Consider the following 26030-nt stretch of genomic DNA (forward strand, 5'->3'; position numbering starts at 1 on the left):
TGCCACGTTATGGAGTACGCCCATGATCGTTCGTAATATCGAAGAAGCACGCAAAACCGACCGTCTCGTCACGGCCGAAAACGGCAACTGGGATAGCACGCGCCTAGTGCTGGCCAACGACGGCGGCAATTTCTCGTTCCATATCACGCGCATCTTTGAAGGGACCGAGACTCATATTCACTACAAGCACCACTACGAATCCGTCTACTGCATCGAAGGCGAAGGCGAAGTGGAAACCCTGGCAGATGGCAAAATCTGGCCCATCAAGCCGGGCGACATCTACATCCTCGACCAGCACGACGAGCACCTGCTGCGTGCCCACAAGACCATGCACTTGGCCTGTGTGTTCACGCCGCCGATTACCGGCAACGAAGTGCACCGTGAAGATGGATCCTACGCACCCGCTGACGACTGATCGTTGAACGCAGGTGTTTGCGGCCTGGCCTGGTGCCAGGCCGCTTTGCGTCAGTCGTCGGTTGGTGCCAGATTAGTTCGCATAATATATATTATGTTAAATCGGATGGCGCAATCGCTTCATGCACTCGTGAAAAGCCGCCGTGGCGTTGGACAAGCAGATACCCTCTCCTTATCATTCGTGCTCTTATTGTTTAAGGATATCCCTCGTTATGCGCTCAGGTGTTCTATGGCTAATGGCCGGTTTGTCGATGTCACTTGCAGGCTGTGCAGTGACGCAGCCCGAATCGAATGAGCCCCCGCCACTAAGCGAGGCGTCGTTCAACACGCGTATCCTTGAACTCGAGTCCAGCTTGCAGCAACAGTGTCAGGATTCTTCGGCGCTCAATGAACAGCAGCTTGCCCAGCAGCGCGCGCTGACCGCCGACGTGCGCGAAGTGGGAAGCCTCCTGCGCCTGCTGCGTGACGATGTCGCCAATCTCGAAGCACGTGGTGAGGAGCCCGTGATCATTCGTGAAGAGTGTCCGACAGAAGCCATCGAAGACGGCAAGACGCTGCTTGGGCGCAGCGAATGGGTCGGCTTTCCCGGCATCGGTACGTACCTCAAGGCCCGGGTGGATTCTGGCGCCAATACTTCCTCGCTGTCTGCTTCGGATATCACGCGTTTCGAGCGTGACGGTGAGAACTGGGTGCGTTTCAAGCTGGCACTCAATGAAGACGATGTGGTCGTAGATCGCGTTCGGGACGAATGGATCGAGGCACCCATTCAGCGTCGTGTCAGAATCGTCCAGGCCTCCGGCGAAGAGTCGCGCCCGGTAATCTCGCTGCTGATGACCCTGGGGCCGATACGCGAAAACGTCGAGTTCACCCTGAACGATCGTACTCATCTGGATTTTCCGGTGCTGCTGGGCCGTCGCTTCATGATGGATATCGCCACCATCGACGTGGCAGAAACCTATCTTCATGAGCGTCCCGAATTTCCAGGCGGTGAGCCTTCTGAGCAGGCGGCTGACGATGAAGCGGCCGATCAAGACGATACCGAAGAGTAATATCACTCCCCTGCCGCTTTACGCTGAAAGGAATCATCATGTCCCGGTTGCCATTTTATTTTATCGTTGGGTTGCTGCTGCTGGCGGGTATTGCCACCAGCGTGCACAGGCATTTGCAGTTCGAAATACCCTGGTTCCCGGGTGAACAGCGGCAGGTATGGGAAATCGAAGCCGTCATCAATTTCAATGCGCAGAACGGGCCGGTGCAGGTGGACTTCGCGCTGCCTTCGCATCAGGCGGGTTATCGCGTATTGACTGAAAATACGGCCTCTTCCGGCTATGGTCTGGCGTACCAGGCCGATGAGCTGGGTCGTCAGGCGCAGTGGACCATTCGCAACGCAGCCGGTAGTCAGCAGCTCTACTACTCAGTGCAGATGCTGGTATCCCCCGACGCCCGCTCGCCCATTCAAACGCCGCCAGGAATCCCCAGCATTACCCCTTGGGAAAGCCCCTATGACACAGCGGCCAACCAGCTCATCGAGCGCGCCTGGGCACGCAGTGCCAATAACGCGACCTTTGCCCGCGAGCTGATCCTCGATATCACTGGAGATCGTCAGGGGGAAAATGCTCGCTTACTGCTGACCCAGATGCAGCCTTCGGCGCTGATCGTGCGTCTACTCAACCAGGCGGGTGTTCAGGCCCGTGAAGTGAGCGGCCTGCTGCTCGAAGATGGGCGGCGTCGCCAAAACCTGAGTAGCTGGATCCAGGTCTTTGACCAGGCTGCCGAAGAGTGGGCGTTGTTCAACCCCGCCACCGGCGAGCGCGGTCGTCCTGAGAATCTGCTGCTCTGGGAAACCGGCGGACGTGCCGTACTCGAAGTACAGGGCGGTACCAACTCGCGGGTATCATTCTCCATGCTGACCCACAATCAGCCCGCGTCAGCGGCGGTTCGCAACCACTACTCTGATGATACGCTGCTCAACTTCTCGATTCACAGCCTGCCGCTGGAAGAGCAGGCGCTGTTCCAGACGATTCTGCTGATCCCGATTGGCGCGCTGGTGGTGGTCTTCTTGCGCGTGTTGGTGGGCGTGAAAACGTCGGGCACCTTCATGCCCGTACTGATTGCCTTGGCCTTTATCCAGACCACCCTGCTCACCGGTCTGATCGGTTTCCTGTTGATCGTCAGCGTGGGTCTGATCATCCGCAACTATCTTTCCTATCTCAATCTGCTGCTGGTGGCGAGGGTGTCGGCGGTGATTATCACGGTCATCGCGATCATCTCCATCTTTACGGTACTCGCCTACCGGATGGGCCTGAGTGCGGGCCTGACGGTGACCTTCTTCCCGATGATCATTCTGGCCTGGACCATCGAGCGTATGTCGATCCTCTGGGAGGAAGAAGGCCCCAAGCAAGTGCTGATTCAGGGCGGCGGCAGCCTGCTCACGGCGGTGCTGGCTTACCTGGCCATGAACAACCCCTGGGTGCGTCACATCACTTTCAACTTCCTTGGCGTACAGCTGATCCTGATGGCCTTCATTCTGCTGCTGGGCAACTACACCGGTTATCGCCTGCTGGAACTGCGTCGCTTCAAACCCATCACCGATGACGAGAAGCCCTCATGAGTTGGTTCGATAACTGGACCTGGCCGACCAGGCTGAGGGATAAAGGCATCATTGGCATGAACCGGCGCAATATTCGCTATATTGGCCGGTACAATGCGCGCCATCTTTACCCGCTGGTGGATGACAAGCTCAAGACCAAGCTGCTGGCCGAGCAGTACGGCATTACCACGCCCAAACTGATCGGTACCGTGGCCACGCAATTCGGCGTCAAGCACATGAGTGAGATGCTGGCAGGCCACCACGGCTTCGTCATCAAGCCCGCCAAGGGCAGCGGCGGCAAGGGAATCCTGGTGATCGAACGGGTCGAGGATGGCCTGTTCTTCAAGCCCAGTGGGGCTTCCTTGACCATGGAAGATATCGAGCGGCATGTCTCGAACCTGCTCTCTGGGCTCTATTCGCTGGGGGGTTCCCCTGATGTCGCGGTCATCGAAACGCTGATCAACTTCGACGAGAGCCTGTTGGAGTATACCTACGAAGGCGTGCCGGACATTCGCGTCATCGTGTTCAAGGGGTATCCGGTCATGGCCATGATGCGCCTGTCCACGGCGGCATCGGATGGCAAGGCCAACCTCCACCAGGGTGCGGTGGGGGTAGGGCTGAACATCGCCACGGGAGCCGCGCTGCGCGGTGTCCAGTTCGACCGCCCCTGCTTCAGCCACCCGGACACTGGGCATGATCTGGCCAGCCTGGTGGTGCCCCAGTGGGAAACGCTGCTGCACCTGGCGGCGGGCTGCTATGAAATGACTGGGCTGGGGTACCTTGGCACCGACATGGTACTGGATCGGGAGCATGGCCCGATGCTTCTGGAGCTGAACGCGCGTCCCGGTCTGGCCATCCAGATGACCAATGGTGAAGGCCTGCGCCGCCGCCTGGACTTGATCGAACGGCAGCCAGAGAACGTTCCCGTAGCCAAGCGCGTTGCGTTTGCCCAGCATCACTTTGCGCGCCGAAGCGAGCTGGTGGAAACTCCTGACACCTCTTCGGCAACCGCGTAGACTAGGCCCATGATGTTCAACGAGCTGTCCAATGACTGAAGCCAACACGTTACTGCAACAAGCCGAGTCTCAATGCCACACCCGCGGCGTGCGCTTTACCCCTATCCGCCGCCGGGTGCTGGAGCTGATCGCCGAAAATGGTGGCGGTCTGAAAGCCTATGACCTGCTGGATCAGCTTTCTACGGAGCATGCCGCTGCTCGGCCGCCGACGGTGTATCGGGCGCTGGAGTTCCTGATCGACCAAGGCCTGGTGCATCGCATCGAGTCGCAGAACGCATACGTTGCCTGCGCCTGCCCGGAGCATGTCCACGGCTTTCAGCTGTTGATTTGCCGCCAGTGTGGCTATGTGGAAGAGCTTCATCTGGACGAAATCAGCGACCAGCTGGCTGCGCTGGCCAAGCGTCAGGGCTTTCATGTAGAGCGCCAAACCATCGAGCTTCAGGGCTTGTGTCAGGCGTGCCGACCTGCGAGTGATACGTGATGTCCACAGTCAACCAATACGACGGCGACCTGTTCAAGTCGCTGGAGTCCGCCTCCCCTTCAGACACGCTGCCCGATGTGGCGACCATCCTGGCCTCGGTGCGCTTCAATTCGGATGGCCTGCTGCCTGCCATAGCACAGCAGCACGACAGCGGCGAAGTGCTTATGATGGCCTGGATGAACCGTGAAGCGCTGGAAGAAACGCTCACTACCCAGCGAGTATGCTACTACTCTCGCTCTCGTCAGGCGCTCTGGCGCAAGGGCGAGACGTCCGGCCAGCAGCAGCATCTGAAAAGCGCTGCGCTGGATTGCGATGGCGATACGCTGCTGCTGCAGGTAGACCAGACGGGGCCCGCGTGTCACACCGGCAGGCGCAGCTGCTTTTACGTGGCGGTGGATGCCCACAAGGCCGCCATCACCAGCGAACCACTGATCGACCCCGCCACCCTGTATGGCAAAAAAAGTCCTTGAAGGCACCCTCTTGAAAGCGTTGAAGGCGGTAAAAAACGCGCTGATCAAGGGAGTGTCACTATTGATGGTCGGCCTGGTTCGGCTTTATCAATATACGATCAGTCCGCTCCTGGGCCCCCGCTGTCGCTACTGGCCCAGCTGCTCGTCCTATGCCATCGAAGCCATCCAGGTGCACGGCCCTTTCAAAGGGGGCTGGATGGCACTCAAGCGCATCCTGCGCTGCCACCCCGGCAGCGCGGGGGGTATGGATCCGGTACCTGGCGGCCGCAGCGAGCAGCTCTGCAAGGAAGATGATGGCTGCTGCTCAGGCCCCTCCTCCAAACCTTCAGAGCATTAGCAAATTGCTTGTCTAATGCTGCTTAGCCACCTGATAGATGCGCTCCAGCATGGCATGCAGGCCGTTGCTCCGGGTGGGTGACAGGTGCTTGTCCAATCCTAGATCCGCCAGAAAATGCGGTTCCGTCCGCTGGATTTCCTCTGCCGTGCGCTCGCTGTAAATGCGCAGCAGCACCGCGATAAGCCCCGAGACGATGGCAGCGTCGGACTTGGCCTTGAAGATCAAGCGGCCGCCCTGCTCTTCATGGCACATCCACACGTTTGACTGGCAGCCTTGAATCTTGAATTCGTCGGTGATTTTGTCAGCGGGAAACGCCGGGAGCTGCTTCCCCATATCGATGATGTACTGGTAGCGATCCATCCAGTTATCGAACATTTCAAACTCTTCGACCAGCTCTTGTTGGGCGAGCTCGGCACCGGAAGTGGTCATGGTGGTTCCTTTTCAGGGTAAGTGCGTTGAAGGCCAACATTATAACGGTTCAAGGCTGCTCTGGGGGTGCTGTTTTCAAGCGATGCCGCTGCTGCTGCTCATGCCACTCATGGGCTTCGGTGTGCAGGTAGAGGCTGGTGGTGTCCAGTCTTGAGTGGCGGGCGTTTTCTGCCAGGTAGCGCAGACTGACACCCGCCTGGGCTTGATGGGTAATCGAAGTGTGGCGTAGCCAGTGGGGGGTGGCCTTGCGTAGTGCATCGATATACTCCCTCTTGCCCCCTTCTGCTTCAAGGGCCAGGGCCGCATGGCCGAAGGTCTCCTTGATCAAACGATAGAGCTGGTTGTCGCTGATCCCGCGCTGCTTGTCCAGCGCGCGGATCAGCGGACCATGTTCGCTAACACCGGGCAGGCCCACTAAGCCCAGCACCTGGCGCCACTGCTGCAGGCTCGCCTGCATGTCCTCAGGCAGCGGTATGCGCGCTTGCTTGCCGCCCTTGCCAATCACATGCCACCACCAGCGCCCTTCACTGACCCGAAAATCGGCCATGGTGGCGCTGGCCATCTCATGGATACGCGGCGCCAATAGGTAAGCAAAGCCGAAAATGAAGCGATGCCGCGCATGCTCATAGCGGCCGCGTGCATCCTCGGGCATAGGGCGTGTATTCAGCCACTTCCATAGCCAGTCCCATAGCGGTCGCTCCAGGTAGCGTTCGATACGTTGGGTCTGGTTATTGAGGCGGCGCGATTTGTCGCGCATCAGCACGAATGGGTTGTGGCCTACCCACCCTGCTTCCACGAGCCAGCCAAACAGCCCTTGCAGGATGACGAGGGTCTGGCGTCGGCTGGCCGGTGACAGCCCGCCGCGAAACGGTCGCCACGCCGGGTGGTGGCGTGGTTTGGAAGGCCCTACCCACATCTCCCTTGGCTGCGGGTTTTCCAGAAATGCTTCGAAGTCCCGCAGTGTTTCACGGTTCACCTCCCTTAGCCCGCGCCCCTGACTGCCCAACCAGAGCAACAGCCGCTCCGCTTCACGGCGATAGCTCTTCAGGGTTTGCGGGCTGTCCTGGTACTCCGCCAGCCATTGCGCAACGGCCTGATAGTCGGTGTCGGCCGCCACATGGGGCGTTGCTGAATCGGTGGTTGTTGCCTGCTTGCCCCCTATGTCGGAAAACACGTCGCCACTGCCCTTCCGCTCGGCCATCTCCAGCCCGCTGGCGAAGGTTGCAAGGTGCGTTGAGTCGTAGAGCGGCACAGGTGGCTTGGTCATGGTGGTAACTCGCGCTATCAGAGGGCTAAGCATCGCCTTTTTGCCCCATAAATTCAAGATAATATGGGTAATCTTGAATTTATGTTCTTTTAAATAAATAATATTACGTTTTATGTAATATGTAATAATTGAGTTGAGGCCGTTTTTACACGACAATGGCGCACAGCAACTATCCATCCTGATCATTTCAGGCGCGGCTTACTTCAAGGATCAAACAGGCATGGCTCGGAACGGCATTCAGTACGGTGATGTGCAGCAGGCAATCGATACCTTGCTGTCACGTGGCGACACGCCAAGCGTGCAGCGCATACGCGATGTGCTGGGGACCGGCAGCTTCACCACCATCAGCGAACACTTCCGCACCTGGCGGGCGGCACGTGAGCAGAATCGTGACGTTCCCCCACCCAAGGGCGTCCCGGAAGTGGTGGTCAATGTGGCCAGTGAGCTATGGCGCGAAGCGCAGGAGCTGGCCAACGAGGCACTGTCGCACTATCGCGAAGAGGCCAACAGGCAAGTAGAGAGCGCTCAGCAGGAAGCCGCCGAAGCACGCCAGCAGGCCGCCAATGCCGAACAGCGAGAAAGCGCCCTGGCGGAGCACCTGCGCCACACCGAGCAGCGCCTGGAGCAGCTGCATCGTGAGTTGGCAGAGTGTCAGGCCCGCGAGCGGCACTGGCAGCAGCAGACTCAGCAGGCCACAGAGCATGCCGAGCAACATCTGGCAGACCTGCAAGAAGCCCAGCGGGCGCTGACGGCCGCTCAGCAAGAGTGCGCTGCGCAGCTGGAGGCTCGTCAGCAGGCATGGGAGGAGCGCCTCGCACAGGAAGAGCAGCGTAACGAAGCCGCCGAGGCGCGTTTGATGGCGTTGCTGGATACCCTGCGTCAGGAGCGTGCCAACGAAGAGAAAGCGCTGCAGAAACGTCTGCAGCAGTGGGAAAAGCGTAGCGAGACGCTGGAGCAGGAGCTGCGCAATAAAAACGATACGGTTAGCCGTTTGCAGGTGGACAACGGCAAGCTCGAGCAACAGCTGCAAACGCATCAGGCGCATCAGGAAACACTAGAAGTAGCACTGGAAACCGCTCAGCGCAATCTCGATCAGGCAAGGCAGGCGTTAACGGTCGAGCAGCAGCAATCGGCAAGGCGTGAAGAGTGGCAACAACAATTGTGGCAGCGAATGGAGGCTATGCAGGCACAGCTGGCAGCGCTGCCGGAGACCATGGCTCCTAAATCGCAGGAGTGAGCAGATACAACAACGCCAAGCAGCATGGCTGCCTGGCGTTGTTCGTGGAAAGTGCTAAATGACAGCGTTGCTGTCAAGCATGGCCGCCATTAGCGATAGTAGGCGTTGCTGGTATCGGTGTGGTCGGTGACGTCACGAATACCCGCCAGCTCGGGGATGCGCTCCAGCAGCGTTTTTTCGACGCCATCCTTGAGGGTCAGGTCGACCGCGGCACAGCCCTGGCAACCGCCACCAAAGGCCAGAATGGCCATTTTGTCTTCAGTCAGCTCGACCAGCTTGATCTCACCGCCGTGGGCCGCCAGCCCGGGGTTGATCTCGCTGTACAGGATATAGTTGATGCGGTCTTCCAGCGGGCTGTCCGCATTGACCTTGGGCATCTTGGCGTTGGGTGCCTTGATGGTCAGCTGCCCCCCCATACGGTCGGCATTGAAGTCCACCACGGCCTCTTCAAGAAACGCCAGGCTGTTCTTGTCGAGAAACACGTTGATCTTGTCAAGCTCGAGCTTGACGTCGGTGGGCTCTTCTTCACCCGGGCGGCAGTAGGCCAGGCAGGTTTCTGCATAAGGCGTGCCCGGCTGGGTAATGAAAATACGCACGGCAATGCCTTCGACGTTCTGCTTTTCCAGCAGCTCGGCGAGGTAGCCCTGTGCGCTATCCGTGATATCAATGCCCGGCGCTTCGATAGTCGTGGTCATAAGGGATGTTATCCTCCCGTGGTAGTGGCGTTGCCACTTCACATGTCATTTGCGCCTATGGTAAGCAAAACCGCGCTGCGACACAATCCCGACTGTTTTAGTCGGCTATTGGGCGAGCGGCATGGCTTACTTGCTGCCCTTGCGATCACCTTTTGGTATGATAAGCGCCGCTCACCCATGATGACGACGACAACAAGAATATCCTTTTCGACCGAGACGCTGGAGAACTTCCCCTGCCATGGCCGCTAGTGATTTGACTGAATCCCTTACCCAACGCCTGACCCAACGCATCCTGATTCTGGATGGCGGTATGGGTACCATGCTGCAGAATGCCCAGCTCAGTGAAGAGGATTTTCGTGGCGAGCGTTTTCGCGACTGGCCTTCCGATCTCAAGGGCAACAACGACCTGCTAGCCCTGACCTGCCCCGACGTGGTGGCCCGTATCCACCGCGACTACCTGCTGGCAGGCGCCGATATTATCGAAACCAATACCTTCAACAGCACACGACTTTCCCAGGCCGACTATGGCATGGAAGAGCTGGTGCCCGAGCTGAACAGGGAGTCTGCCCGGCTGGCCAGAGAAGTGTGTGATGCCGTGGCCGCGGAAACCGACATCCCCCGCTACGTGGCAGGCGTGCTGGGGCCTACCTCGCGTACCGCATCGCTGTCGCCGGACGTCAACGACCCCGCCAAGCGCAACGTGACCTTCGACGAGCTGCGCGAGAATTATTACGAAGCCGCCAACGCGCTGATCGAGGGTGGTGCCGATCTGATCATGATCGAGACCATTTTCGACACGCTGAATGCCAAGGCCGCCATTTACGCCCTTGAAGAGCTTTACGAAGATCTGGGCCATCGTTTGCCGATCATGATTTCGGGGACCATCACCGATGCCTCCGGGCGCACCCTGTCAGGGCAAACCACCGAAGCCTTCTGGAACTCCATTCGCCATGCCCAGCCCCTCTCGGTGGGCCTCAACTGTGCGCTGGGCGCCGAGGAGCTGCGCCCTTACCTGGAAGAGCTGGCCACCAAGGCCGATACCTTCGTGTCGGCACACCCCAATGCGGGCTTGCCAAACGAGTTCGGCGAGTACGACCAGACGCCAGAAGAGATGGCGGCCATCGTGGGCGAGTTTGCCCAGAGCGGTCTGGTCAACATCATTGGCGGCTGCTGTGGTTCGACGCCGGAACATATCCGCGCCATTGCCGAGGCCGTTCACAGCATGGCGCCCCGCCAGGTGCCCGAGCGCCGTCGCGCCTGCCGTCTGGCGGGCCTGGAGCCTTACAACATCGAGGCCGACTCGCTGTTCGTCAACGTGGGTGAGCGTACCAACGTGACCGGCTCGGCCCGCTTCAAACGCCTGATCGTGGAAGAGGACTTCACCACGGCGCTGGAAGTGGCGCTGGAGCAGGTCGAGAGCGGCGCGCAAATCATCGACATCAACATGGACGAAGGCATGTTGGAGTCGCAGGAAGCCATGGTGCGCTTCCTCAACCTGATTGCCGGGGAGCCTGACATCGCCCGGGTGCCCATCATGATCGACTCCTCCAAGTGGGACATCATCGAGGCGGGCTTGAAGTGCGTGCAAGGCAAGGCGGTGGTCAACTCCATCTCGCTCAAAGAGGGTGAAGCGGCGTTCCGCGAACAGGCCACCAAATGTCGCCGTTTTGGTGCGGCGATCGTCGTGATGGCCTTCGATGAAGAGGGCCAGGCCGATACCTTCGCCCGCAAGGTGGAAATCTGTGAACGCGCCTACCGCCTGCTGGTGGACGAGATAGGCTTCCCGGCGGAAGACATCATCTTCGACCCGAACATCTTTGCCATCGCCACCGGCATCGAGGAGCACAACAACTACGCCGTCGATTTCATCGAGGCCACCCAGTGGATCCGTGAGCACCTGCCCCATGCGATGATTTCCGGCGGCGTCTCCAACGTGTCGTTCTCGTTCCGTGGCAACAACCCGGTGCGGGAAGCCATCCACTCGGTGTTCCTCTACCACGCGATTCGCGCCGGGCTCACCATGGGCATCGTCAACGCCGGCCAGCTGGCGGTTTATGATGACCTGCCCGCCGAACTGCGTGACGCCGTCGAAGACGTGGTGCTCAACCGCCGCGATGATGGCACCGAGCGGTTGCTGGACATTGCCGACAAGTACAAGGGAGATGGCAGCGGCGCAGCCAAGAAGGAAGATCTGGAGTGGCGCAGCTGGCCGGTCAACAAGCGCATCGAGCATGCGCTGGTCAAAGGCGTGACGGCGTTCATCGAGGAAGATACCGAAGAGGCCCGCGCCCAGGCTGAACGCCCCATCGAGGTCATCGAAGGCCCGTTGATGGACGGCATGAACGTGGTCGGCGACCTGTTTGGCGCGGGCAAGATGTTCCTGCCCCAGGTGGTCAAGTCGGCCCGCGTCATGAAGCAGGCGGTGGCCTATCTGATCCCGTTCATCGAAGCGGAGAAAAGCGCCGAGACCCAGGCCAAGGGCAAGATCGTGATGGCCACGGTCAAGGGCGATGTCCACGATATTGGCAAGAACATCGTCGGCGTGGTGCTGCAGTGTAACAACTACGAAGTGATCGATCTAGGCGTCATGGTGCCCACCGAGAAAATTCTCCAGGCCGCCATTGACCACAATGCCGATATCATCGGTCTGTCGGGCCTGATCACGCCTTCGCTGGATGAAATGGTCCATGTGGCCAAGGAGATGCAGCGACGCGGCATGAACCTGCCGCTGTTGATCGGCGGTGCGACGACTTCCAAGGCGCATACCGCCGTCAAGATAGAGCCCCAGTACGACCACCCGGTCATCTACGTCACCGACGCCTCCCGTGCCGTGGGCGTAGCCGGCAAGCTGCTGGCGCCCAACCTCAAGGCGGCCTACGTCGCCGAGATTCGTGAAGAGTACAAAAAGGTCCGCGAGCGCAACGCCAAGCGCCGCCCCAAAGCCGCTGACCTGGACTACACCCAGGCCCGTAAGCGGCGCTTCCGCACCGACTGGGCCACGCATACCCCTGTGGCTCCCCGGCAGCTGGGGTTGATGACCTTCGACGATTACGACCTGAACGAGCTGGTGGAGCGCATCGACTGGACGCCCTTCTTCATGAGCTGGCAACTGGCCGGCAAATATCCGAAGATTCTCGACGACGAGATCGTGGGTGAAGCGGCGCGCAGCCTGTTTGCCGATGCGCAGGTGATGCTGCGCAAGCTGATCGATGAAAAACGCGTGCAGGCGCGGGGGGTAATCGGCCTGTGGCCTGCCAACAGCGTGGACGACGATGTCATCGAAGTCTATGCCGACGAATCCCGCACCCAGGTCATCGAGCGTCTGTATCATATACGTCAACAGACCACCAAAGGCCGTGACGGCATCTGTTACAGCCTGGCAGATTTCATCGCCCCCAAGGAGAGCGGCAAGGCCGACTGGATCGGGGGCTTTGCGGTCACCACGGGCCATGGTGTGGATGAGCTTTCCAAAGCCTATGAAGCGGCGGGAGATGACTACAATGCCATCCTGGTACAGGCACTGACCGACCGTTTGGCAGAGGCCTTTGCCGAGCGTATCCACGAGCGGGTGCGCAAGGAGTTCTGGGGCTACGTGCCGGAAGAGGCGCTGGACAACGAGGCCTTGATCGCCGAGAAGTACCAGGGCATCCGCCCTGCCCCCGGCTATCCTGCCTGCCCTGATCACACCGAAAAAGCCACGCTGTTCCGGCTGTTGGAAGCCGAAAAGAATACCGGACTCGTGCTGACCGAGAATTTTGCCATGTGGCCAGCGGCGGCGGTGTCCGGCTGGTACTTTGCCCATCCGCAGTCGAAGTACTTCTCCACCGGCAAGATTACCCGTGACCAGGTCGATGCGCTGGCGCAGCGCAAACAGATGTCGCTGGAAGAAATGGAGCGCTGGTTGGCGCCCGTGCTCTCCTACGATCCGAGCTGATGTCGCCGGTTCGTCGTCAGAGCAAGGTCGTGCGCCTTGCTCTCCCGATCATGCTGGGTATGTTGTCTCAGAGCATGCTCAACCTGGTGGATGCCGCGCTGGTGGGCCACTTGGGAGAGGAGGCTCTGGCAGGCGTGGGGCTGGGTGGCTACGCCATGTTCATGATGACAGCACTGGTGTTCGGCCTCTCGTCAAGCGTGCAATCCCAGACCGCTCACGCTTTCGGAGAAGGCCGCACCGCGCCCACTGCCTTGCAGGCCGGGCTGCTCATCAGTCTGGGGGTAGGGGTTCCCTTGACCGCCTGGGCATGGTGGCAAGCCCCCTGGTGGATACAGCTGATCGCTCCCGCCGATGATGTCTCGCAGGTGGCCGTCGACTACTTTCGCTGGCGGGTACTGTCGCTTGTGGTGATCGCCATAACCCTCTGCCTGAGGGGCTACTGGAACGGGCTTCAGCACACCCACCTGTATTTGCGTATTGTCATGGCGGTGCATCTGGTCAACGTGCTGCTCAGCGCAGGGCTGATTTACGGGTTGGCAGGCTTGCCTGCGCTGGGCACCAATGGCGCGGCCATGGGCACCAGCCTTTCACTGCTGCTGGGTCTGCTGGCCTGGGCCTGGGTAACGCTGTGGGCGCGCATTACGTGGCAGCCCTTGCCGTTGGCGGCCCTATGGCAAACCGTCCGGCTGGCCTTCCCCCACTCCCTTCAACAGCTCTGGTTTGCCGCGGGCTATGTGGTACTGTTCTGGCTGCTGGGGCGGTTGGGTACCTCCAGCGTGGCGCTAGGCCATGTGCTGGTGAACCTCTCTCTGCTGCTGATTCTGCCCGGTGTGGGTATTGGCGTGGCTGCCATGAGCCTGGTGGGCGAAGCCCTGGGGCGTGACGATCAGCGCGAGGCACATCGCTGGGGGCTGGACGCCCTTCGCGTCGCGGCCATGATGTTGAGTATACTGGCGCTGCCCATGCTGCTGTTTCCCGCGCAGATTCTGGCGATCTTTTTTACGGATCCGGCGCTGCTCGAACTTGGGACACTGCCGCTACGCATTACCGCCCTGATGATCGTGCTGGATGCGGCTGCCCTGGTGCTGGCCCAGGCGTTGATGGGAGCGGGCGCACAACGTACCGTGATGCTGTTGACGCTGGGCATGCAGTGGCTGGTATTTCTACCCTTGGCCTGGTGGGTCGGCATCGTCATGGGCTACGGGCTGGTCGGCGTATGGCTGAGTCAGCTATGCTATCGGCTACTCAATTCCGGCAGTTTTTTATGGGTATGGCAGCGACGACGCTGGCTGGCCCATAGCCTCAAGGCCAATGCCTGAGCGCAAACCCATTAATAGCATTTAACGATAAAAAGATAATTATATATTCTTTTGTAGAATATGACGCCCGCGTTAAGGTGGCGGCACAGTACCGTCCGTCCCGACGTGACCATTTCGCTTTTAGCAGGATCGTGCCACATGTACCGTTATGATATTCACGACCAGACGCTGGTCGATGAGCGCGTCGCTCAGTTCCGCGACCAGATGGAACGCTACCGCGCAGGGCGTTTGGGAGAAGAAGAGTTCCGCCCCCTGCGGTTGCAGAACGGGCTCTACATTCAAAAGCATGCCCCAATGCTGCGCATTGCCATTCCCTACGGCATGCTGGCGGGCTATCAGCTGCGCGCGCTGGCGGAGATCACCCGTCGCTACGACCGTGGCTATGGCCACTTCACCACGCGCCAGAACCTCCAGCTGAACTGGCCCGCCCTGGAAGACGTGCCGGACATCCTGGCAGAACTGGCCAAGGTGCAGATGCACGCCATCCAGACCAGCGGCAACTGTATCCGTAATACCACCAGTGACCAGTTTGCGGGTATCGCCAACGATGAAGTGGAAGACCCGCGCCCCTGGTGCGAGCTGATTCGCCAATGGTCGACGCTGCACCCCGAATTCGCTTACCTGCCGCGTAAGTTCAAGATCGCCGTCACCGGCGCCGCTCAGGACCGTGCAGCCATTCAGGTGCACGATATTGGCCTGCGCCTGTGGCGCAACGACGAAGGTGAGCTGCGCATTTCGGTACTGGCAGGCGGTGGCCTGGGACGTACGCCGATGATTGGTGACGTGGTCCGCCATGACCTGCCCTGGCAGCACCTGCTGACCTACCTGGAAGCCTGTGTACGGGTGTACAACCAGTTTGGCCGCCGCGACAACAAGTTCAAGGCGCGCATCAAGATCCTGGTCAAGGCGCTGGGTATCGAAGAGTTCCGTCGCCGCGTCGATGAAGAGTGGGCCCACCTGAAGGATGGCCCGCAAACGCTGAACCAGGCCGCCGTGGATGCCGCCAAGGTACACTTCCCGGAGCCCGAGCGCCGCCCTGTCAGCGAGAGCGCCATCGACGCCTACGAACAGCTGCGCAGTGAAAACCGCAGTTTTGCGCGTTTCGTCACCAACAACGTGACCGACCACAAGGTGCCGGGCTACAAGGCCGTGACGCTATCGCTCAAGCGCCGTGAGCACGCGCCTGGCGACGTGACCGCCGACCAGATGGACGCCGTTGCCGACCTGGCAGACCGTTACAGCTTCGGTGAAGTACGTGTTACCCATGAACAGAACCTGGTGCTCTCGGACGTGCCCGTCGACGAGATCGAAGCACTCTGGAACGAGCTGGACGCGCTGGGCATGGCCAACCCCACGGTAGGCACGCTCAACGATATCATCTGCTGCCCCGGCGGTGATTACTGCGGCCTTGCCAATGCGGTGTCGATCCCCATCGCCCAGGCGCTCCAGGAGCGTTTCGAGGACCTCGACTTCCTTTACGACCTGGGGCCGCTGGACCTGAACATCTCCGGCTGCATGAACGCCTGTGGTCACCACCACGTGGGCCATATCGGCATTCTGGGTGTCGACAAGAAAGGCGAAGAGTATTACCAGATCTCGATTGGCGGTAACGCCACCGATGATGCTTCGTTAGGCAAGATTCTCGGCCCCTCCTTCTTCCGCGAAGACGTGCCGGGTGTGGTCGAGAAAGTGCTGGAAGTGTACGTGGCCGAGCGCCACGAAGATGAGCGCTTCCTGGATACCTACCGTCGCATCGGCCTGAAACCCTTCAAGGAGCGTGTTTATGCCCAGCAATGACACTCACGCCGAGGCGCTGCCACAGGCGCCGGTGCACGTGGATCACCTGATCGACAACGGTGAATTGGCCGCTGAGAATGCCTGGTGCGTTTCCTACGATGCCGACGCGCTGCCCGAGCAGCGTCCTGCTTTCGTGCCGCTGGCGCTCTGGCAGGCAAACAAGGAAGATGCGGAACTGGCCCCCCTGCTGGCCAGCGATACCGAGCTGAACGCCGAGCTGGCCAGCGTCCTCGACACAGCGCCTGCCGTTGCCGTCGACTTTCCTGCCTTTACCGATGGCCGTGGTTACACCATTGCCCGCCTGCTGCGGGAACGTTACGGCTTTACGGGGGAAATTCGTGCGGTCGGTGACGTGCTGGTCGACCAGCTCGATTACATGCGCCGCTGCGGGTTTTCGACCATGGCCCTCCGGGATGATCAGCACCCCGAAGACGCCCTGCGTGCCCTCAACGCCTTCAGCGTTCGCTACCAGACGGACGTCGAAGAGCGTCAGGCGCTGTTCGAGAAGCGTTTGACCGCCAGCCACTAGGCGCGGCCATCCGCTAAAACAAACGCCGACCGGGGCAGCCCCTGTCGGCGTTTTTGCGTTCAGCCGCGCCGTTTCTGCTGGCGCTCTCGATTGTGGGCCTTGGCGCGATCGCTCTTGCGCAGCATCACCCATGTGGCGCCTAACCCACCCTCCGACGGTTGGGCGGAGACATATGCCTGCACTTCGTCGAACTGAGTCAGCCACTTGGCGATATAAGAGCGTAATACGTTGGCTGGGCTATCCAGCTCGCGGCCACGCCCATGCACGATCAGCACCGAGCGCAAGTCGTGGGCATAGGCCTCCTGAATGAACGGAAACAGCATGCGCCGACACTCCGCCAAAGGCCTGCGCAGCAGGTGAAGCTGAGCTTGAACGCTGTAACCGCCGTGCTTCAACTTATCGACCACGCCCTGCTGGGTTCCCTCACGGCGAAACTCGATGGGGTCGAAAGGAGGCAGCAGATCGACAAAGTCGTCGGACAGAAAATTGCGCTCATCGAAGCGCTGAGCGGCGCTCTCGCGTCTGGCCAGCTGCGCCTCGGAGGGCGTTTGCCGCCGAGGGCCTGTATCGGCACGGTTTCGCTTGGCCAGCGGCGTTACCTCGCCGACCAGCGAACGGAAATCCAACTCATCCCGAAGTGACTGACTCATATCAGGCTCCTTTCGTCAGCTATAGAGTGCCACGCTACTCTCTACCATCGTAGCAAACCCCGCGATATTGCTTAAGACTTGTCTTGTGTCGTCACGCCGTTCAAGCTGAGAGATTTGCAACCTGAGGAGTGATGCCCATGGTTTGGGTCAAACGCGGGCTGTGGGCCATGGGGCTATTGTTGATCGGCATGGCCGGGTGGCTGTGGCTGACCATGCTGAGCCCCTGGTTTTATGAACGCCCCGATAGCGTGGCCGAGGTCGAACCGCGCACGCACCAGGTGTTCGTCTATGGCACGCTGCGCTACTGGCCGGTGCGCTGGGCGGTCATGGGCGCGTCCGGCGATCCAAGCGAAGCACGGCTACCGGGCTTCGAACGCCGGGGCCTCGACCTGGCGCCTAACCCAGCGGCCCACGTGGAGGGGCTGCTGTTGACCGTGACGGCAGATCAGTTGGAAAGGCTGGACCGCTACGAACGGCTGGGGGTGCGCTATAACCGCATCAAACAGCCGCTGGCCAACGGGCAGCAGGCTTGGGTATACGTGCGCTTGCCAACCCTCGGGCAACGTTGGCTTGCCCCTCCTGTCGACCTGGCCGCTCTGGTAACATACCCCACATCTTTGACGACGCCGCCAACCCCAGGCAGCGTCCTTGCCTATTTCAGGCCCCTTCAGGAGCGACCATGAGCAGCGATGCTACCCCTTATGTATTGATTCTCTACTACTCTCGTTCAGGCGCGACGGCAGAGATGGCACGACAGCTGGCCGCCGGCGTGGAAAGCGTGGCAGGCATCGAAGCGCGCCTGCGCACGGTGCCGCCAGTATCGACCACCTGCGAGGCCGTCGATCCCGAGATTCCGCAAGAAGGCGCGGTTTACGCCACGCTGGACGATGTACGCCACTGCAGCGCGCTGGCATTGGGCAGCCCGACCCGCTTTGGCAACATGGCCGCCCCTTTGAAGTACTTCCTGGACAGCACCAGCAACCTCTGGATGAATGGTGCACTGATCGATAAACCCGCCTGTGCCTTCACCTCGACCTCCAGCCTTCACGGTGGCCAGGAGAGCACGCTGCTGAGCATGCTGGTGCCCCTGCTGCACCATGGCATGGTGTACGCAGGCGTGCCTTACAGCGAGACCGAGCTACTGAGCACCCAAACCGGCGGAACTCCCTACGGGGCGAGCCACGTGGCGGGCGCCCGCAGTGACCGCCCGGTGGATGCCGACGAACGCGCGCTGTGCCGAGCACAAGGCAAACGTATTGCCCGGCTGGCCATGGCACTCGAAGCAATGCGCCGCAAGGAGGCTTCATGAGACAGTGGCTGGATGGTCTGGAACAGCGCCACGGGCTGGATACGTTGACCCGCTACTCCCGCCAGCTGGTGCTGGGGAGTTTCGCGTTGCTGATGCTATTGGTCATCTATCGTGGGTTCTTCATTCAAGGGGATGAATTCAACTGGCGGCCGGTGGTGGCGTTCATTCTGCCGCTGCTACTGTTCTTGCCCTCGATCATTGGCCAGCGTGCGCGCGGCCATGCCTGGCTGGCCTTCGTCAGCCTGCTCTACTTCACCCAAGGGGTCATGCTGGCCACGCTGCCAGGGCAAGGCCTGCGCGGCGTGCTGGAAGCCATCGTGGCACTGGCGCTATTCACCGGCTGCATGGGCTACGCGCGTTTCCGTAGCCGTCAGCAGCACCTGAAAGGCTGATCTTACGCAAACCACAGCCAACCACTGACACCCGCCGCCACCAGCAGCGCGCCGACGGCACACAGCCGCTGGGTAGCCGCCGAGTGAACGGCGGGTGCTTCATCCACGGGCGGCCGGGCAAAGCGTTTTACGCCAGTGACCATGGCGGCCATCAGCCCTTCCCCCTTGGCACCATGCAGCGCCACCCCGGCCACATGCACGCCGATCAATATCAACAGCAAATCACTGTTCAGGGCGTGCAGCCTGGCGAGATCGCGGCTGAGGTCACGTTCGATCCAGCCGTTCAGCGGCCCCTGGAAGAAGATATCGTCACTCAGGAACAGGCCGCTGAGGGCTTGAAAGCCAAGACTCAACAGCAGCAGCACGACCATCCAGCCGCCCAACGGGTTGTGGCTGGCATAGCGTGGCTCCTGGCGCTTCATCAGCGCACGGACATAGTCGGTAGTACGCGCCGGAGAGTAGAGAAAGGTAGAGAAACGAGCGTAGCGACTGCCCACCAGCCCCCACAGTACGCGGAAGACGACCAGCCCTAGAATCACATAACCCGCCTGAGCATGTACCTCGATGGGAAACAGAAACGGCGCCCCATCGGTTTTGGTCGTGTAAAAGGCCAGGGCGACCGCGACCAGCAAGGCCAAGTGGCACAGGCGTATCAGTACATCCCATACTGCAATGCGTCTTGTCTCTTTCTGCATTCCCCGTTCCTCTGTCATGGCGCTGGCAAGGGGTCTCATTATCCACGTTGCTATCGCCGTCACAAGCGCAGGTAGCAAAGCGAGGCATGATCAATGCTTGAGCTTTACGCACAGACCAGCGAACATAACCCGCATACAATTGATGAAAGCAAGGGAGATCCGCTCATGACACGTAACATTGCCGATGTCAGGCGCGACTACGAAGGTGGACGTCTGGAAGAAGCCGCCGCCCCCAGCGACCCGTTTGTGCTGTTCGATGAGTGGTTCAGCCTTGCCCTGGAAGAGGAAGGCCAGGATGGCAACGCCATGACCCTGGCCACGGTGGATAGCCAGGGGCGCCCTCATGCCCGCGTGGTACTGCTCAAGGGCTTCGATGCTCAGGGCATGGTGTTTTTTACCAACTACCACAGCCACAAAGGCAGCGAACTCAATAACGTGCCTTACGCGGCACTCACCTTCTGGTGGCCGTCGTTGTCGCGACAGGTGCGTATCGAAGGGCCTGTCCAGCAGGTTCCAGCAGCAGAATCAGACGAGTACTTCTCAAGCCGCCCTCGGGGCAGCCAGCTGGGCGCATGGATTGCCACCCAGAGCGTGGTGATTCCTGACCGCAACTGGATCGAGGAGCGTCAGAAGCGCTTCGAGCAGGCGTATGAGGGCCAGACGATTCCGCGCCCGATTCACTGGGGAGGTTACCGGGTCAATCCTGAAATGATCGAGTTCTGGCAAGGCCAGCCAAGCCGCCTGCACGACCGCCTGCGCTACGAGCGTCGCGACGGTGGCGAGTGGAGCCGCTTCCGCCTGGCACCCTGACGTCGCTTTCCATGTCACCTTGCCTGAGAAGGCCGCTCCTCAGGCAGTAGCCGCCCTTAATCCGGCAGGCTCTCCAGGCGGTGGCGCTGCCATTCGCTATCTGGCTCGTTGAGTCTCAGCACGGCATCGATTACCTGCTCCTCCATGTTATAGCGGCAGCGAAACCCCAAATGCTTCATCAGCGCCCGCATGGGGTGGTTGTCCACCATGATCTTGCCGATCATTTCCAGGGTACCAATGCTGGTGCAGTAATCGATCATTTTCTTCATCAGCAGGCTACCAATCCCCAGGCCCTGCACATCATCGCGAATGATGATCGAGAACTCGGTGCGAATATTGTCAGGGTCGTTCCACACCCGCACCACCCCAGCATCTCCTTGCTGCCATCGTCGTGCTGATGCTCGGCAATGAAAGCCATCTGCCGGTCATAATTGATATGCGAGAGAATCGAGAGGTCACGCTGAGTCAGGCTGGACTTGTTGTGAAAATAGCGAAAACGGATGCTCTCCTCCGACAGCTGCCGGTGAAAGGCGGTGATCAGCGGCGCATCTTCTGCTCGAATTGGCCGCACTTCCACCTGCCAACCGTTTTTGAGGGAAACCCATTCCCGCAGCTCTTCCGGGTACGGCATGATGGCAAACCGCGCGGGAGTGCCCAAATCCATGGCAAAATCCACCGCCAGCATGCCGTCCCGGTTGAGCAGCAGCGGGTTGAGTTCCAGGCCACGCAGATCGGTCAGGTCGGAGGCCATCTGTGACAGCTTGACCAGCAGCTGGCAGAGCCGCTGGATGTCCCGCTCGGGGTCGGCAGAGTGTTCACGGATCAGCGAGGCGGCATGGGTGCGGCCGACCACATCCGAGGCCAGGCTCATGTTCAGTGGCGGCAGGGCCACCTGCCGATCCGCCAGCACGTTGACCTTGTAGCCCCCAATGCCAAACACGATCAGCGGACCGAACACCGGATCTCGGGTGATGCCGGCACAAATCTGCATGGAGTGCTTGCCTCGCTGCATGGGCTGAAGGCAGTACTCACGCACGCTGTGTTCAGGGAATTTCTCGCGGACCTTGTCACCCAGTTGGCGCACGCCATCGGCCACCTGCTGGGCGCTTTCGAGGTCCTGCAACAGGCCTGCGGACAGCTTGTGAGGATGTTTGCGATAACGATAGGGTCGGCAGTTGCCGTCGTGAATCACTTTCAACGCCTTGGGCCCCGGGAAGCGCTCTGCTACCTGCAAGGCTTCTTCCGGCGACTGAAGGTAGACACTCTCTGCCGTGGGGATACCGTAGGCTTCCAATACCTGGGCGGTTTCCGAGTGGGTCAGCGTTTGCCGCCCCTGCTCCTTGGCGTGTTTGATCAGGGCACGGCACTCGGCGCGAATGGCCGGACTGGTGGAAAACGGCAGGCTGGGTGGAATCTCATGCAGTAGCGCCTGCACCCGCTGATAGTCGACCATGTGCATGAAGGCCTTGACCGCTTTTTCTGGCGACGTGTAGGTGGGTATCCCTGCCAGATTGCAGACATGGCGGGCATTGAGGGCTTCCTTGAGCCCCATCCAACTGGTCAGCAGGTTGCGCTTGAAGGATTTGCGGTGATCGATCAGCGCCTGGGCAGTGGTCACCGACGGTGCAAGCCGAGTGGGGGCGTGAACCACCAGCACCGCATCGACATTGGGGTCTGCGGTGACGATTTGCAGCGCCTCGACAAAACGCTCCGGCGTGGCGTTGCCCCCCAGGTCCACCCGGGTTTTTCGCCCGGTTTGCTTATGTCGACCCGGTTCTTGTGCAGTGCCGCCTGGGTGTCGGCGTCGAACTCGGCCAGCGTTCCTCCGGCACTCATCAGCTTGTCGATGGCCAGCATGGCAGGGCCCAGGCCGTTGGACACGATGGCCAGGCGGTCTCCGCGCAGCGGCTTCATGCGCGACAGCGTTTCCAGCGCATCCAGCATCTCGTCCGAATCATTCACTCGTACTACCCCTGCCCTGGCAAAGGCAGCATCGAACACTACGTCACGATTGGCGATACCCGGCGTCGGCGGCATGCCGGAAATATCCGATTGCGGGGTTCGACCACTCTTGATCGCCACCACCAGCCGGTTGCGCGAGGCATCCCGCACGGAGGTCATGAAGTGCTGGGCGTCGGTGACCCGTTCGAGGTGCAGCAGGATGGCCTGGGCCGGTGAATACTGATTCACGTAGTCGATCAAATCCGGCAGCAGCACATCGACGCTGTCACCCACGGTAATCAGATGGGAAAAGCCCACGTCCCGCCCGGCTGCCCAGTCGATCATCGCATTGGCCAACATGCCGGACTGGCCCAGATACGCGACCCGCCCGGCCTTGATAGGTTGGCTGGCATAAGAGGCGTTGAGCTTTTTGCCAGGCACGATCAGCCCCATGCACTCCGGGCCCAGTACTCGGATGCCGGATTCCCGAGCGGCCTGCAGCATGCGTTGACGAATCGACCCCTTGTCGCCCTCCTCGCGGTCCAGATAGGCGCCGCCTGACAGCACCAGCGCGGCCTTGGCGCCAAACTTGCCCAGCTTACGGATCAAACGAGGCACGCCCTCGATAGGCGAGCAGATGACACACAGGTCAGGGACTTCCGGCAGCTCGTCGACATTTCTGACGCATTTGACTCCAAACACGCTGTCGTAGCCCCTCAGGTTCACCGCCCATAGCGCACCTTTAAAGCCCGCCTCCTGCACGTTGCCCAACACGAGCCCACCCAGCGATTCAGGCTTTTCAGACGCCCCAAACACGGCAATGGAGCGAGGCTCGAAAAAATGGTGCAGAAAGCGTGTGCTCACGAAGGCATCTCCTCTGGCATGGGTTCCTACATGTGTACGACTTATTGACACTGTTGCGCAAGCCCTCGGGGCGATTAAGGTGGCTTTACTGTCACCGGAGCACTTGCATGATTACCGCCTACCTTACCCACCCCCACTGCGTATTGCACCATATGGGGCCGGAACATCCCGAAAGCCCTGAGCGATTGGAAGCCATTCGTGCACGCCTGTCACTGAGCGGGCTGCTGCAGCAAACCATGCAGGGGGATGCCAAGGAAGCGGATGATGAGGTGCTTGCACGGGTGCACCCCCTACGCCACCTGAAAGCGCTGGGAAAGTGCGTGCCCGATGAGGGAATCGTGACGCTGGACAGCGATACCATGATGAACCCAGATAGCTTGAAAGCGGCCAGAGTGGCGGCCGGAGCGGTGATTCGTGGCGTCGATCAGGTTTACAAACGACAGGCAGACAATGTGTTTTGTGCGGTCCGCCCCCCTGGGCACCATGCGGAAGCTGCCGACGCCATGGGCTTCTGTTTCTACAACAACGTGGCGGTGGGCGCTGCCCATGCCCGCGAAAAATATGGCGCTCGGCGTATCGCCATACTCGATTTCGATGTCCATCAGTGCAACGGCACCATCGATATTTTCAAGAATGACCCCGATGTGCTGGTCTGTACCAGCTTCCAGTATCCCTTCTATCCATGGCGTTACTTGCGTAGCGAGTGGCAGAACGTGGTCAACACCCCGCTGGAGGCCGGTACCGACAGCGCGGCGTTTCGCACTGCCATCGAACGCCAGTGGCTACCAGCGCTGCATGCGTTCAAACCGGACCTGGTGATGCTCTCGGCGGGGTTCGATGCTCACCGCGAGGATCCCATGGGCGACCTATGCCTGGAAGACGAGGACTTTTACTGGGTGACGCACCTGGCCATGGAGATAGCCGCCCTGTATGCCGACAACCGCGTGGTCTCCGTGCTGGAAGGCGGCTATAACCTGACCTCGCTGGCCAGCAGCAGTGAAGCGCATCTCAAGGCCCTGTTGGGGTTACCTTTCACCGATACGCCCTAGGGCGCCACCGTGCCCCTTTCGGCTGTGGTACCATGCGGCTCTCGTTGACGTTCTCACTCATTGACGCTCTCACTACGTGACCTTTATGACCGCGACCTCCGAAGAGCATGCCGCGCTGCGCATTGCCTCAGGGCGAAAACCTTTTGTCGAGCCGCTGCGCCTGGGTGAGCGGCTGAAGCAGATCCGTTTGGCCAACCAATGGACGCTGGAAGATGTGAGCCAACGTACCGGCATTGCTCGTTCGACGCTGTCCAAGATCGAAAATGATCAGGTCTCGCCAACTTTTAGCGTGGTCCAGAAGCTGATCAGCGGTTTGAATATCGATCTGCCGCAGCTGTTTACGCCGCCCAAGCGTGAGCGCTACACCATGGGCCGTCGTGATCTTACCCGCAAAGGCAAAGGGCAGCTGCACCCCACCCCCACCTACGAGCACGAGCTACTGGGGCATCAGTTGGCGCAAAAGCGCATGATCCCGTTCAAGACCATCGTGCGCGCCCGTAGCTTTGACGAATATCATCAGTGGGTGCGTCACGACGGCGAAGAGTTTTTGATGGTATTGCATGGCGATATCATGCTGTACACCGAGTTCTATGCTCCGTTGGTACTGGCAGAGGGTGACAGCATCTATTTCGATAGCGACATGGGCCACGCGCTGGTGTCGACCAGCCAGGACGATGCCGTGGTGCTCTCGGTTTGTACGCGAGGAGACCTGGTATAGCGCCTGCCATGATCAGCAGGCGCTCGTTCAAAGACAGTTGGTCGGCTTGGGCAAGCCAGCAATCCGCGCAATACGTTTCGGCGGGCTGCCGGGAAAGAGCGTCATCAGATAGATCGAGCGCCCTTTTTCTGCTCCCAGTGCTTGTGTGGTGGCCTTGACCAACGGGCGCATGGCAGGTGCCATCTCGTAACGGGCATAGAAGTCTCGTACCACATGGATGATTTCCCAGTGTTCCTCCGTCAACGACATGCCTTCGTCGTTAGCCAGCCACTCCGCTACTTCTTCTGACCACTGGCTTTGCTCTACTAGATAGCCCTCAGGGTCGAGTTGGATTGTTTTAGCCGAATCAAGATAACGGTATAAATCTTCATTACTCATATCAATACCACGTCAAGATCTGCGGGTGCTGTTCGGTCAAGCTGACAAACATTGGCATATCTGCCAACGGCTTGTCAGATGCAGATGCATATCCACTCAACCCGCGGGCTACCACATCGTCATGCAGCGCCAGCACTTCCACGCCTTCCATGCGCCAGCCCTGCCAGGCATCGTGCAGCACGGCCTGAACGGCGTCTTCGATGAGCAGCACCGTGTCACCCGGGGAAACGACTGCCAGCATCTGGTGTGCGGCGCTGTGCTCAGGTGGTTTGTTGACTATATGCAGCATCGTATGTCGCCCATTAAAAGGTGAGTACCTGTTCATGACGTGCCAACAGCGCAGGCAGCTCCGCTGCTGGCAAGCACTTGACCCCTTCCCGCAGGTGATCGGGCGTCAAGCTCAGCTCGTCCAGCGCTTCTTGGGGCACCCACAGGTCGTTGATGTCGTACATTTCCAGCATGTTCATCGTCGGCAGCGTCGCTTTCTGGCCCGGCGCACCAGCCCCCTGCTCCTTGAGCAGCGCAAACACCCCCTGCCCCATGAACAGCAGACCCACCTCTTCACCAAATGCCGCCGCCACAAGGGCCACATCCAGCCCTTCACGCAAGGCGTTGGACGCATGGGGCCCATGACGAATGATCACCAGACGTTGAGAAGTGCTCATCAATGGCTCCTAGGCAAAGGTGATCAGGCGATCACACTGCTGCT

26 protein-coding genes and 1 pseudogene are annotated in these 26030 nt (G+C 60.1%); 18 read left to right on the forward strand and 9 right to left on the reverse strand.

Annotated features, from left to right (window positions below; all coding sequences use genetic code 11):
- Positions 1-22 precede the first annotated feature (22 nt).
- From B7L71_RS02000 to yidD, 7 genes are all read left to right on the forward strand, one after another.
- Positions 23-415 (forward strand): ectoine synthase, encoded by a 393-nt coding sequence (locus B7L71_RS02000; protein WP_016913836.1) that lies wholly within the window; start codon positions 23-25, stop codon positions 413-415.
- 211 nt (positions 416-626) lie between these two features.
- Positions 627-1463, forward strand: a complete 837-nt coding sequence (locus B7L71_RS02005; RefSeq protein ID WP_081135628.1) for an ATP-dependent zinc protease family protein — start codon at positions 627-629, stop codon at positions 1461-1463.
- A 38-nt stretch (positions 1464-1501) separates the two neighbouring features.
- Entirely contained in the window at positions 1502-3025 is a 1524-nt protein-coding gene (locus B7L71_RS02010) for an inactive transglutaminase family protein (protein WP_081135631.1), read from the forward strand.
- Complete coding sequence (locus B7L71_RS02015; protein WP_016913839.1) at positions 3022-4020, forward strand: alpha-L-glutamate ligase-like protein; 999 nt, start codon at positions 3022-3024, stop codon at positions 4018-4020. Before B7L71_RS02010 ends, B7L71_RS02015 begins: the two co-directional genes overlap by 4 nt.
- Before the next feature lie 31 nt (positions 4021-4051).
- On the forward strand, positions 4052-4501 hold the full coding sequence (locus B7L71_RS02020; protein WP_016913840.1) for a transcriptional repressor: 450 nt from the start codon (positions 4052-4054) through the stop codon (positions 4499-4501).
- Positions 4501-4971 carry a phosphoribosyl-AMP cyclohydrolase gene (gene hisI, locus B7L71_RS02025; RefSeq protein ID WP_016913841.1) on the forward strand — a complete coding sequence of 157 codons (471 nt, stop codon included), beginning with the start codon at positions 4501-4503 and terminating at the stop codon, positions 4969-4971. Before B7L71_RS02020 ends, hisI begins: the two co-directional genes overlap by 1 nt.
- Before the next feature lie 64 nt (positions 4972-5035).
- The gene (yidD, locus tag B7L71_RS02030; RefSeq protein WP_237718584.1) at positions 5036-5308 is read left to right on the forward strand and encodes a membrane protein insertion efficiency factor YidD; all 273 of its coding nucleotides are present in this window, start codon (positions 5036-5038) and stop codon (positions 5306-5308) included.
- Positions 5309-5320: 12 nt separating this feature from the next.
- Here the strand turns inward: yidD and B7L71_RS02035 are convergent, their stop codons facing one another.
- Both B7L71_RS02035 and B7L71_RS02040 read right to left on the reverse strand, forming a co-directional pair.
- The gene (locus B7L71_RS02035; protein WP_081135633.1) at positions 5321-5737 is read right to left on the reverse strand and encodes a SufE family protein; all 417 of its coding nucleotides are present in this window, start codon (positions 5735-5737) and stop codon (positions 5321-5323) included.
- A gap of 49 nt (positions 5738-5786) precedes the next feature.
- The gene (locus tag B7L71_RS02040) at positions 5787-7004 is read right to left on the reverse strand and encodes a site-specific integrase (protein WP_081135636.1); all 1218 of its coding nucleotides are present in this window, start codon (positions 7002-7004) and stop codon (positions 5787-5789) included.
- A gap of 220 nt (positions 7005-7224) precedes the next feature.
- Here B7L71_RS02040 and B7L71_RS02045 point away from each other — a divergent pair, with 220 nt between their 5' ends.
- Positions 7225-8241 (forward strand): DNA-binding protein, encoded by a 1017-nt coding sequence (locus tag B7L71_RS02045; protein ID WP_081135639.1) that lies wholly within the window; start codon positions 7225-7227, stop codon positions 8239-8241.
- An 89-nt stretch (positions 8242-8330) separates the two neighbouring features.
- On the opposite strand, the gene nfuA is transcribed toward B7L71_RS02045, so the two are convergent.
- Positions 8331-8936 carry a Fe-S biogenesis protein NfuA gene (nfuA, locus tag B7L71_RS02050; RefSeq protein WP_016913846.1) on the reverse strand — a complete coding sequence of 202 codons (606 nt, stop codon included), beginning with the start codon at positions 8934-8936 and terminating at the stop codon, positions 8331-8333.
- Between the two features lie 238 nt (positions 8937-9174).
- Here nfuA and metH point away from each other — a divergent pair, with 238 nt between their 5' ends.
- From metH to B7L71_RS02070, 4 genes are all read left to right on the forward strand, one after another.
- Entirely contained in the window at positions 9175-12870 is a 3696-nt protein-coding gene (gene metH, locus B7L71_RS02055; protein WP_081135641.1) for a methionine synthase, read from the forward strand.
- Positions 12870-14189 (forward strand): MATE family efflux transporter, encoded by a 1320-nt coding sequence (locus B7L71_RS02060; RefSeq protein ID WP_081135643.1) that lies wholly within the window; start codon positions 12870-12872, stop codon positions 14187-14189. The genes metH and B7L71_RS02060 overlap by 1 nt, the downstream gene beginning before the upstream one ends.
- Before the next feature lie 138 nt (positions 14190-14327).
- Positions 14328-15986 (forward strand): nitrite/sulfite reductase, encoded by a 1659-nt coding sequence (locus B7L71_RS02065; protein WP_016913850.1) that lies wholly within the window; start codon positions 14328-14330, stop codon positions 15984-15986.
- On the forward strand, positions 15973-16515 hold the full coding sequence (locus B7L71_RS02070; RefSeq protein WP_081135645.1) for a DUF934 domain-containing protein: 543 nt from the start codon (positions 15973-15975) through the stop codon (positions 16513-16515). The genes B7L71_RS02065 and B7L71_RS02070 overlap by 14 nt, the downstream gene beginning before the upstream one ends.
- A gap of 59 nt (positions 16516-16574) precedes the next feature.
- Here B7L71_RS02070 and smrA read toward each other — a convergent pair whose 3' ends face one another.
- Positions 16575-17165: a DNA endonuclease SmrA gene (gene smrA, locus B7L71_RS02075; protein WP_016913852.1), complete on the reverse strand. Its 591-nt coding sequence runs from the start codon at positions 17163-17165 to the stop codon at positions 16575-16577.
- Positions 17166-17302: 137 nt separating this feature from the next.
- Between smrA and B7L71_RS02080 the strand changes: the two genes are divergently transcribed.
- From B7L71_RS02080 to B7L71_RS02090, 3 genes are read left to right on the forward strand one after another with little or no spacing between them, the layout of a single operon-like run.
- Positions 17303-17848 carry a gamma-glutamylcyclotransferase family protein gene (locus tag B7L71_RS02080; RefSeq protein WP_081135647.1) on the forward strand — a complete coding sequence of 182 codons (546 nt, stop codon included), beginning with the start codon at positions 17303-17305 and terminating at the stop codon, positions 17846-17848.
- Complete coding sequence (gene wrbA, locus B7L71_RS02085) at positions 17845-18474, forward strand: NAD(P)H:quinone oxidoreductase (RefSeq protein ID WP_016913854.1); 630 nt, start codon at positions 17845-17847, stop codon at positions 18472-18474. Before B7L71_RS02080 ends, wrbA begins: the two co-directional genes overlap by 4 nt.
- Positions 18471-18866 (forward strand): DUF2069 domain-containing protein, encoded by a 396-nt coding sequence (locus tag B7L71_RS02090; protein ID WP_016913855.1) that lies wholly within the window; start codon positions 18471-18473, stop codon positions 18864-18866. The genes wrbA and B7L71_RS02090 overlap by 4 nt, the downstream gene beginning before the upstream one ends.
- Positions 18867-18868: 2 nt before the next feature.
- Here the strand turns inward: B7L71_RS02090 and B7L71_RS02095 are convergent, their stop codons facing one another.
- Entirely contained in the window at positions 18869-19561 is a 693-nt protein-coding gene (locus B7L71_RS02095) for a cytochrome b/b6 domain-containing protein (RefSeq protein WP_081135650.1), read from the reverse strand.
- A gap of 165 nt (positions 19562-19726) precedes the next feature.
- Here B7L71_RS02095 and pdxH point away from each other — a divergent pair, with 165 nt between their 5' ends.
- Positions 19727-20371: a pyridoxamine 5'-phosphate oxidase gene (pdxH, locus tag B7L71_RS02100; RefSeq protein ID WP_016913857.1), complete on the forward strand. Its 645-nt coding sequence runs from the start codon at positions 19727-19729 to the stop codon at positions 20369-20371.
- 56 nt (positions 20372-20427) lie between these two features.
- On the opposite strand, the pseudogene B7L71_RS02105 reads toward pdxH, so the two are convergent.
- A pseudogene (locus B7L71_RS02105) lies at positions 20428-23176 on the reverse strand (bifunctional acetate--CoA ligase family protein/GNAT family N-acetyltransferase).
- A gap of 107 nt (positions 23177-23283) precedes the next feature.
- Between B7L71_RS02105 and B7L71_RS02110 the strand changes: the two are divergent.
- On the forward strand, positions 23284-24225 hold the full coding sequence (locus B7L71_RS02110) for a histone deacetylase family protein (RefSeq protein WP_081135652.1): 942 nt from the start codon (positions 23284-23286) through the stop codon (positions 24223-24225).
- A gap of 85 nt (positions 24226-24310) precedes the next feature.
- Positions 24311-24943 carry a helix-turn-helix domain-containing protein gene (locus tag B7L71_RS02115; RefSeq protein ID WP_016913860.1) on the forward strand — a complete coding sequence of 211 codons (633 nt, stop codon included), beginning with the start codon at positions 24311-24313 and terminating at the stop codon, positions 24941-24943.
- Between the two features lie 27 nt (positions 24944-24970).
- Here the strand turns inward: B7L71_RS02115 and B7L71_RS02120 are convergent, their stop codons facing one another.
- From B7L71_RS02120 to tusC, 3 genes are read right to left on the reverse strand one after another with little or no spacing between them, the layout of a single operon-like run.
- Positions 24971-25321, reverse strand: a complete 351-nt coding sequence (locus B7L71_RS02120; protein ID WP_081135655.1) for a TusE/DsrC/DsvC family sulfur relay protein — start codon at positions 25319-25321, stop codon at positions 24971-24973.
- A gap of 1 nt (position 25322) precedes the next feature.
- Entirely contained in the window at positions 25323-25610 is a 288-nt protein-coding gene (gene tusB / locus B7L71_RS02125) for a sulfurtransferase complex subunit TusB (protein ID WP_081135658.1), read from the reverse strand.
- Between the two features lie 13 nt (positions 25611-25623).
- Entirely contained in the window at positions 25624-25986 is a 363-nt protein-coding gene (tusC, locus tag B7L71_RS02130) for a sulfurtransferase complex subunit TusC (RefSeq protein WP_081135660.1), read from the reverse strand.
- Between the last annotated feature and the right edge of the window lie 44 nt (positions 25987-26030).

Origin of the sequence: Halomonas sp. BC2 (genome assembly GCF_002078115.1) — a bacterium.
Classification (GTDB): domain Bacteria; phylum Pseudomonadota; class Gammaproteobacteria; order Pseudomonadales; family Halomonadaceae; genus Vreelandella; species Vreelandella stevensii.

Excerpts from the sequence above, each read along its gene's own strand:
- B7L71_RS02000 (WP_016913836.1), top strand. The coding sequence starts at position 23 with ATGATCGTTCGTAATATCGAAGAAGCACGCAAAACCGACCGTCTCGTC.
- B7L71_RS02005 (WP_081135628.1), top strand. The coding sequence starts at position 627 with ATGCGCTCAGGTGTTCTATGGCTAATGGCCGGTTTGTCGATGTCACTT.
- B7L71_RS02010 (WP_081135631.1), top strand. The coding sequence starts at position 1,502 with ATGTCCCGGTTGCCATTTTATTTTATCGTTGGGTTGCTGCTGCTGGCG.
- B7L71_RS02015 (WP_016913839.1), top strand. The coding sequence starts at position 3,022 with ATGAGTTGGTTCGATAACTGGACCTGGCCGACCAGGCTGAGGGATAAA.
- B7L71_RS02020 (WP_016913840.1), top strand. The coding sequence starts at position 4,052 with ATGACTGAAGCCAACACGTTACTGCAACAAGCCGAGTCTCAATGCCAC.
- hisI (WP_016913841.1), top strand. The coding sequence starts at position 4,501 with ATGTCCACAGTCAACCAATACGACGGCGACCTGTTCAAGTCGCTGGAG.
- yidD (WP_237718584.1), top strand. The coding sequence starts at position 5,036 with ATGGTCGGCCTGGTTCGGCTTTATCAATATACGATCAGTCCGCTCCTG.
- B7L71_RS02035 (WP_081135633.1), bottom strand. The coding sequence starts at position 5,737 with ATGACCACTTCCGGTGCCGAGCTCGCCCAACAAGAGCTGGTCGAAGAG.
- B7L71_RS02040 (WP_081135636.1), bottom strand. The coding sequence starts at position 7,004 with ATGACCAAGCCACCTGTGCCGCTCTACGACTCAACGCACCTTGCAACC.
- B7L71_RS02045 (WP_081135639.1), top strand. The coding sequence starts at position 7,225 with ATGGCTCGGAACGGCATTCAGTACGGTGATGTGCAGCAGGCAATCGAT.
- nfuA (WP_016913846.1), bottom strand. The coding sequence starts at position 8,936 with ATGACCACGACTATCGAAGCGCCGGGCATTGATATCACGGATAGCGCA.
- metH (WP_081135641.1), top strand. The coding sequence starts at position 9,175 with ATGGCCGCTAGTGATTTGACTGAATCCCTTACCCAACGCCTGACCCAA.
- B7L71_RS02060 (WP_081135643.1), top strand. The coding sequence starts at position 12,870 with ATGTCGCCGGTTCGTCGTCAGAGCAAGGTCGTGCGCCTTGCTCTCCCG.
- B7L71_RS02065 (WP_016913850.1), top strand. The coding sequence starts at position 14,328 with ATGTACCGTTATGATATTCACGACCAGACGCTGGTCGATGAGCGCGTC.
- B7L71_RS02070 (WP_081135645.1), top strand. The coding sequence starts at position 15,973 with ATGCCCAGCAATGACACTCACGCCGAGGCGCTGCCACAGGCGCCGGTG.
- smrA (WP_016913852.1), bottom strand. The coding sequence starts at position 17,165 with ATGAGTCAGTCACTTCGGGATGAGTTGGATTTCCGTTCGCTGGTCGGC.
- B7L71_RS02080 (WP_081135647.1), top strand. The coding sequence starts at position 17,303 with ATGGTTTGGGTCAAACGCGGGCTGTGGGCCATGGGGCTATTGTTGATC.
- wrbA (WP_016913854.1), top strand. The coding sequence starts at position 17,845 with ATGAGCAGCGATGCTACCCCTTATGTATTGATTCTCTACTACTCTCGT.
- B7L71_RS02090 (WP_016913855.1), top strand. The coding sequence starts at position 18,471 with ATGAGACAGTGGCTGGATGGTCTGGAACAGCGCCACGGGCTGGATACG.
- B7L71_RS02095 (WP_081135650.1), bottom strand. The coding sequence starts at position 19,561 with ATGCAGAAAGAGACAAGACGCATTGCAGTATGGGATGTACTGATACGC.
- pdxH (WP_016913857.1), top strand. The coding sequence starts at position 19,727 with ATGACACGTAACATTGCCGATGTCAGGCGCGACTACGAAGGTGGACGT.
- B7L71_RS02110 (WP_081135652.1), top strand. The coding sequence starts at position 23,284 with ATGATTACCGCCTACCTTACCCACCCCCACTGCGTATTGCACCATATG.
- B7L71_RS02115 (WP_016913860.1), top strand. The coding sequence starts at position 24,311 with ATGACCGCGACCTCCGAAGAGCATGCCGCGCTGCGCATTGCCTCAGGG.
- B7L71_RS02120 (WP_081135655.1), bottom strand. The coding sequence starts at position 25,321 with ATGAGTAATGAAGATTTATACCGTTATCTTGATTCGGCTAAAACAATC.
- tusB (WP_081135658.1), bottom strand. The coding sequence starts at position 25,610 with ATGCTGCATATAGTCAACAAACCACCTGAGCACAGCGCCGCACACCAG.
- tusC (WP_081135660.1), bottom strand. The coding sequence starts at position 25,986 with ATGAGCACTTCTCAACGTCTGGTGATCATTCGTCATGGGCCCCATGCG.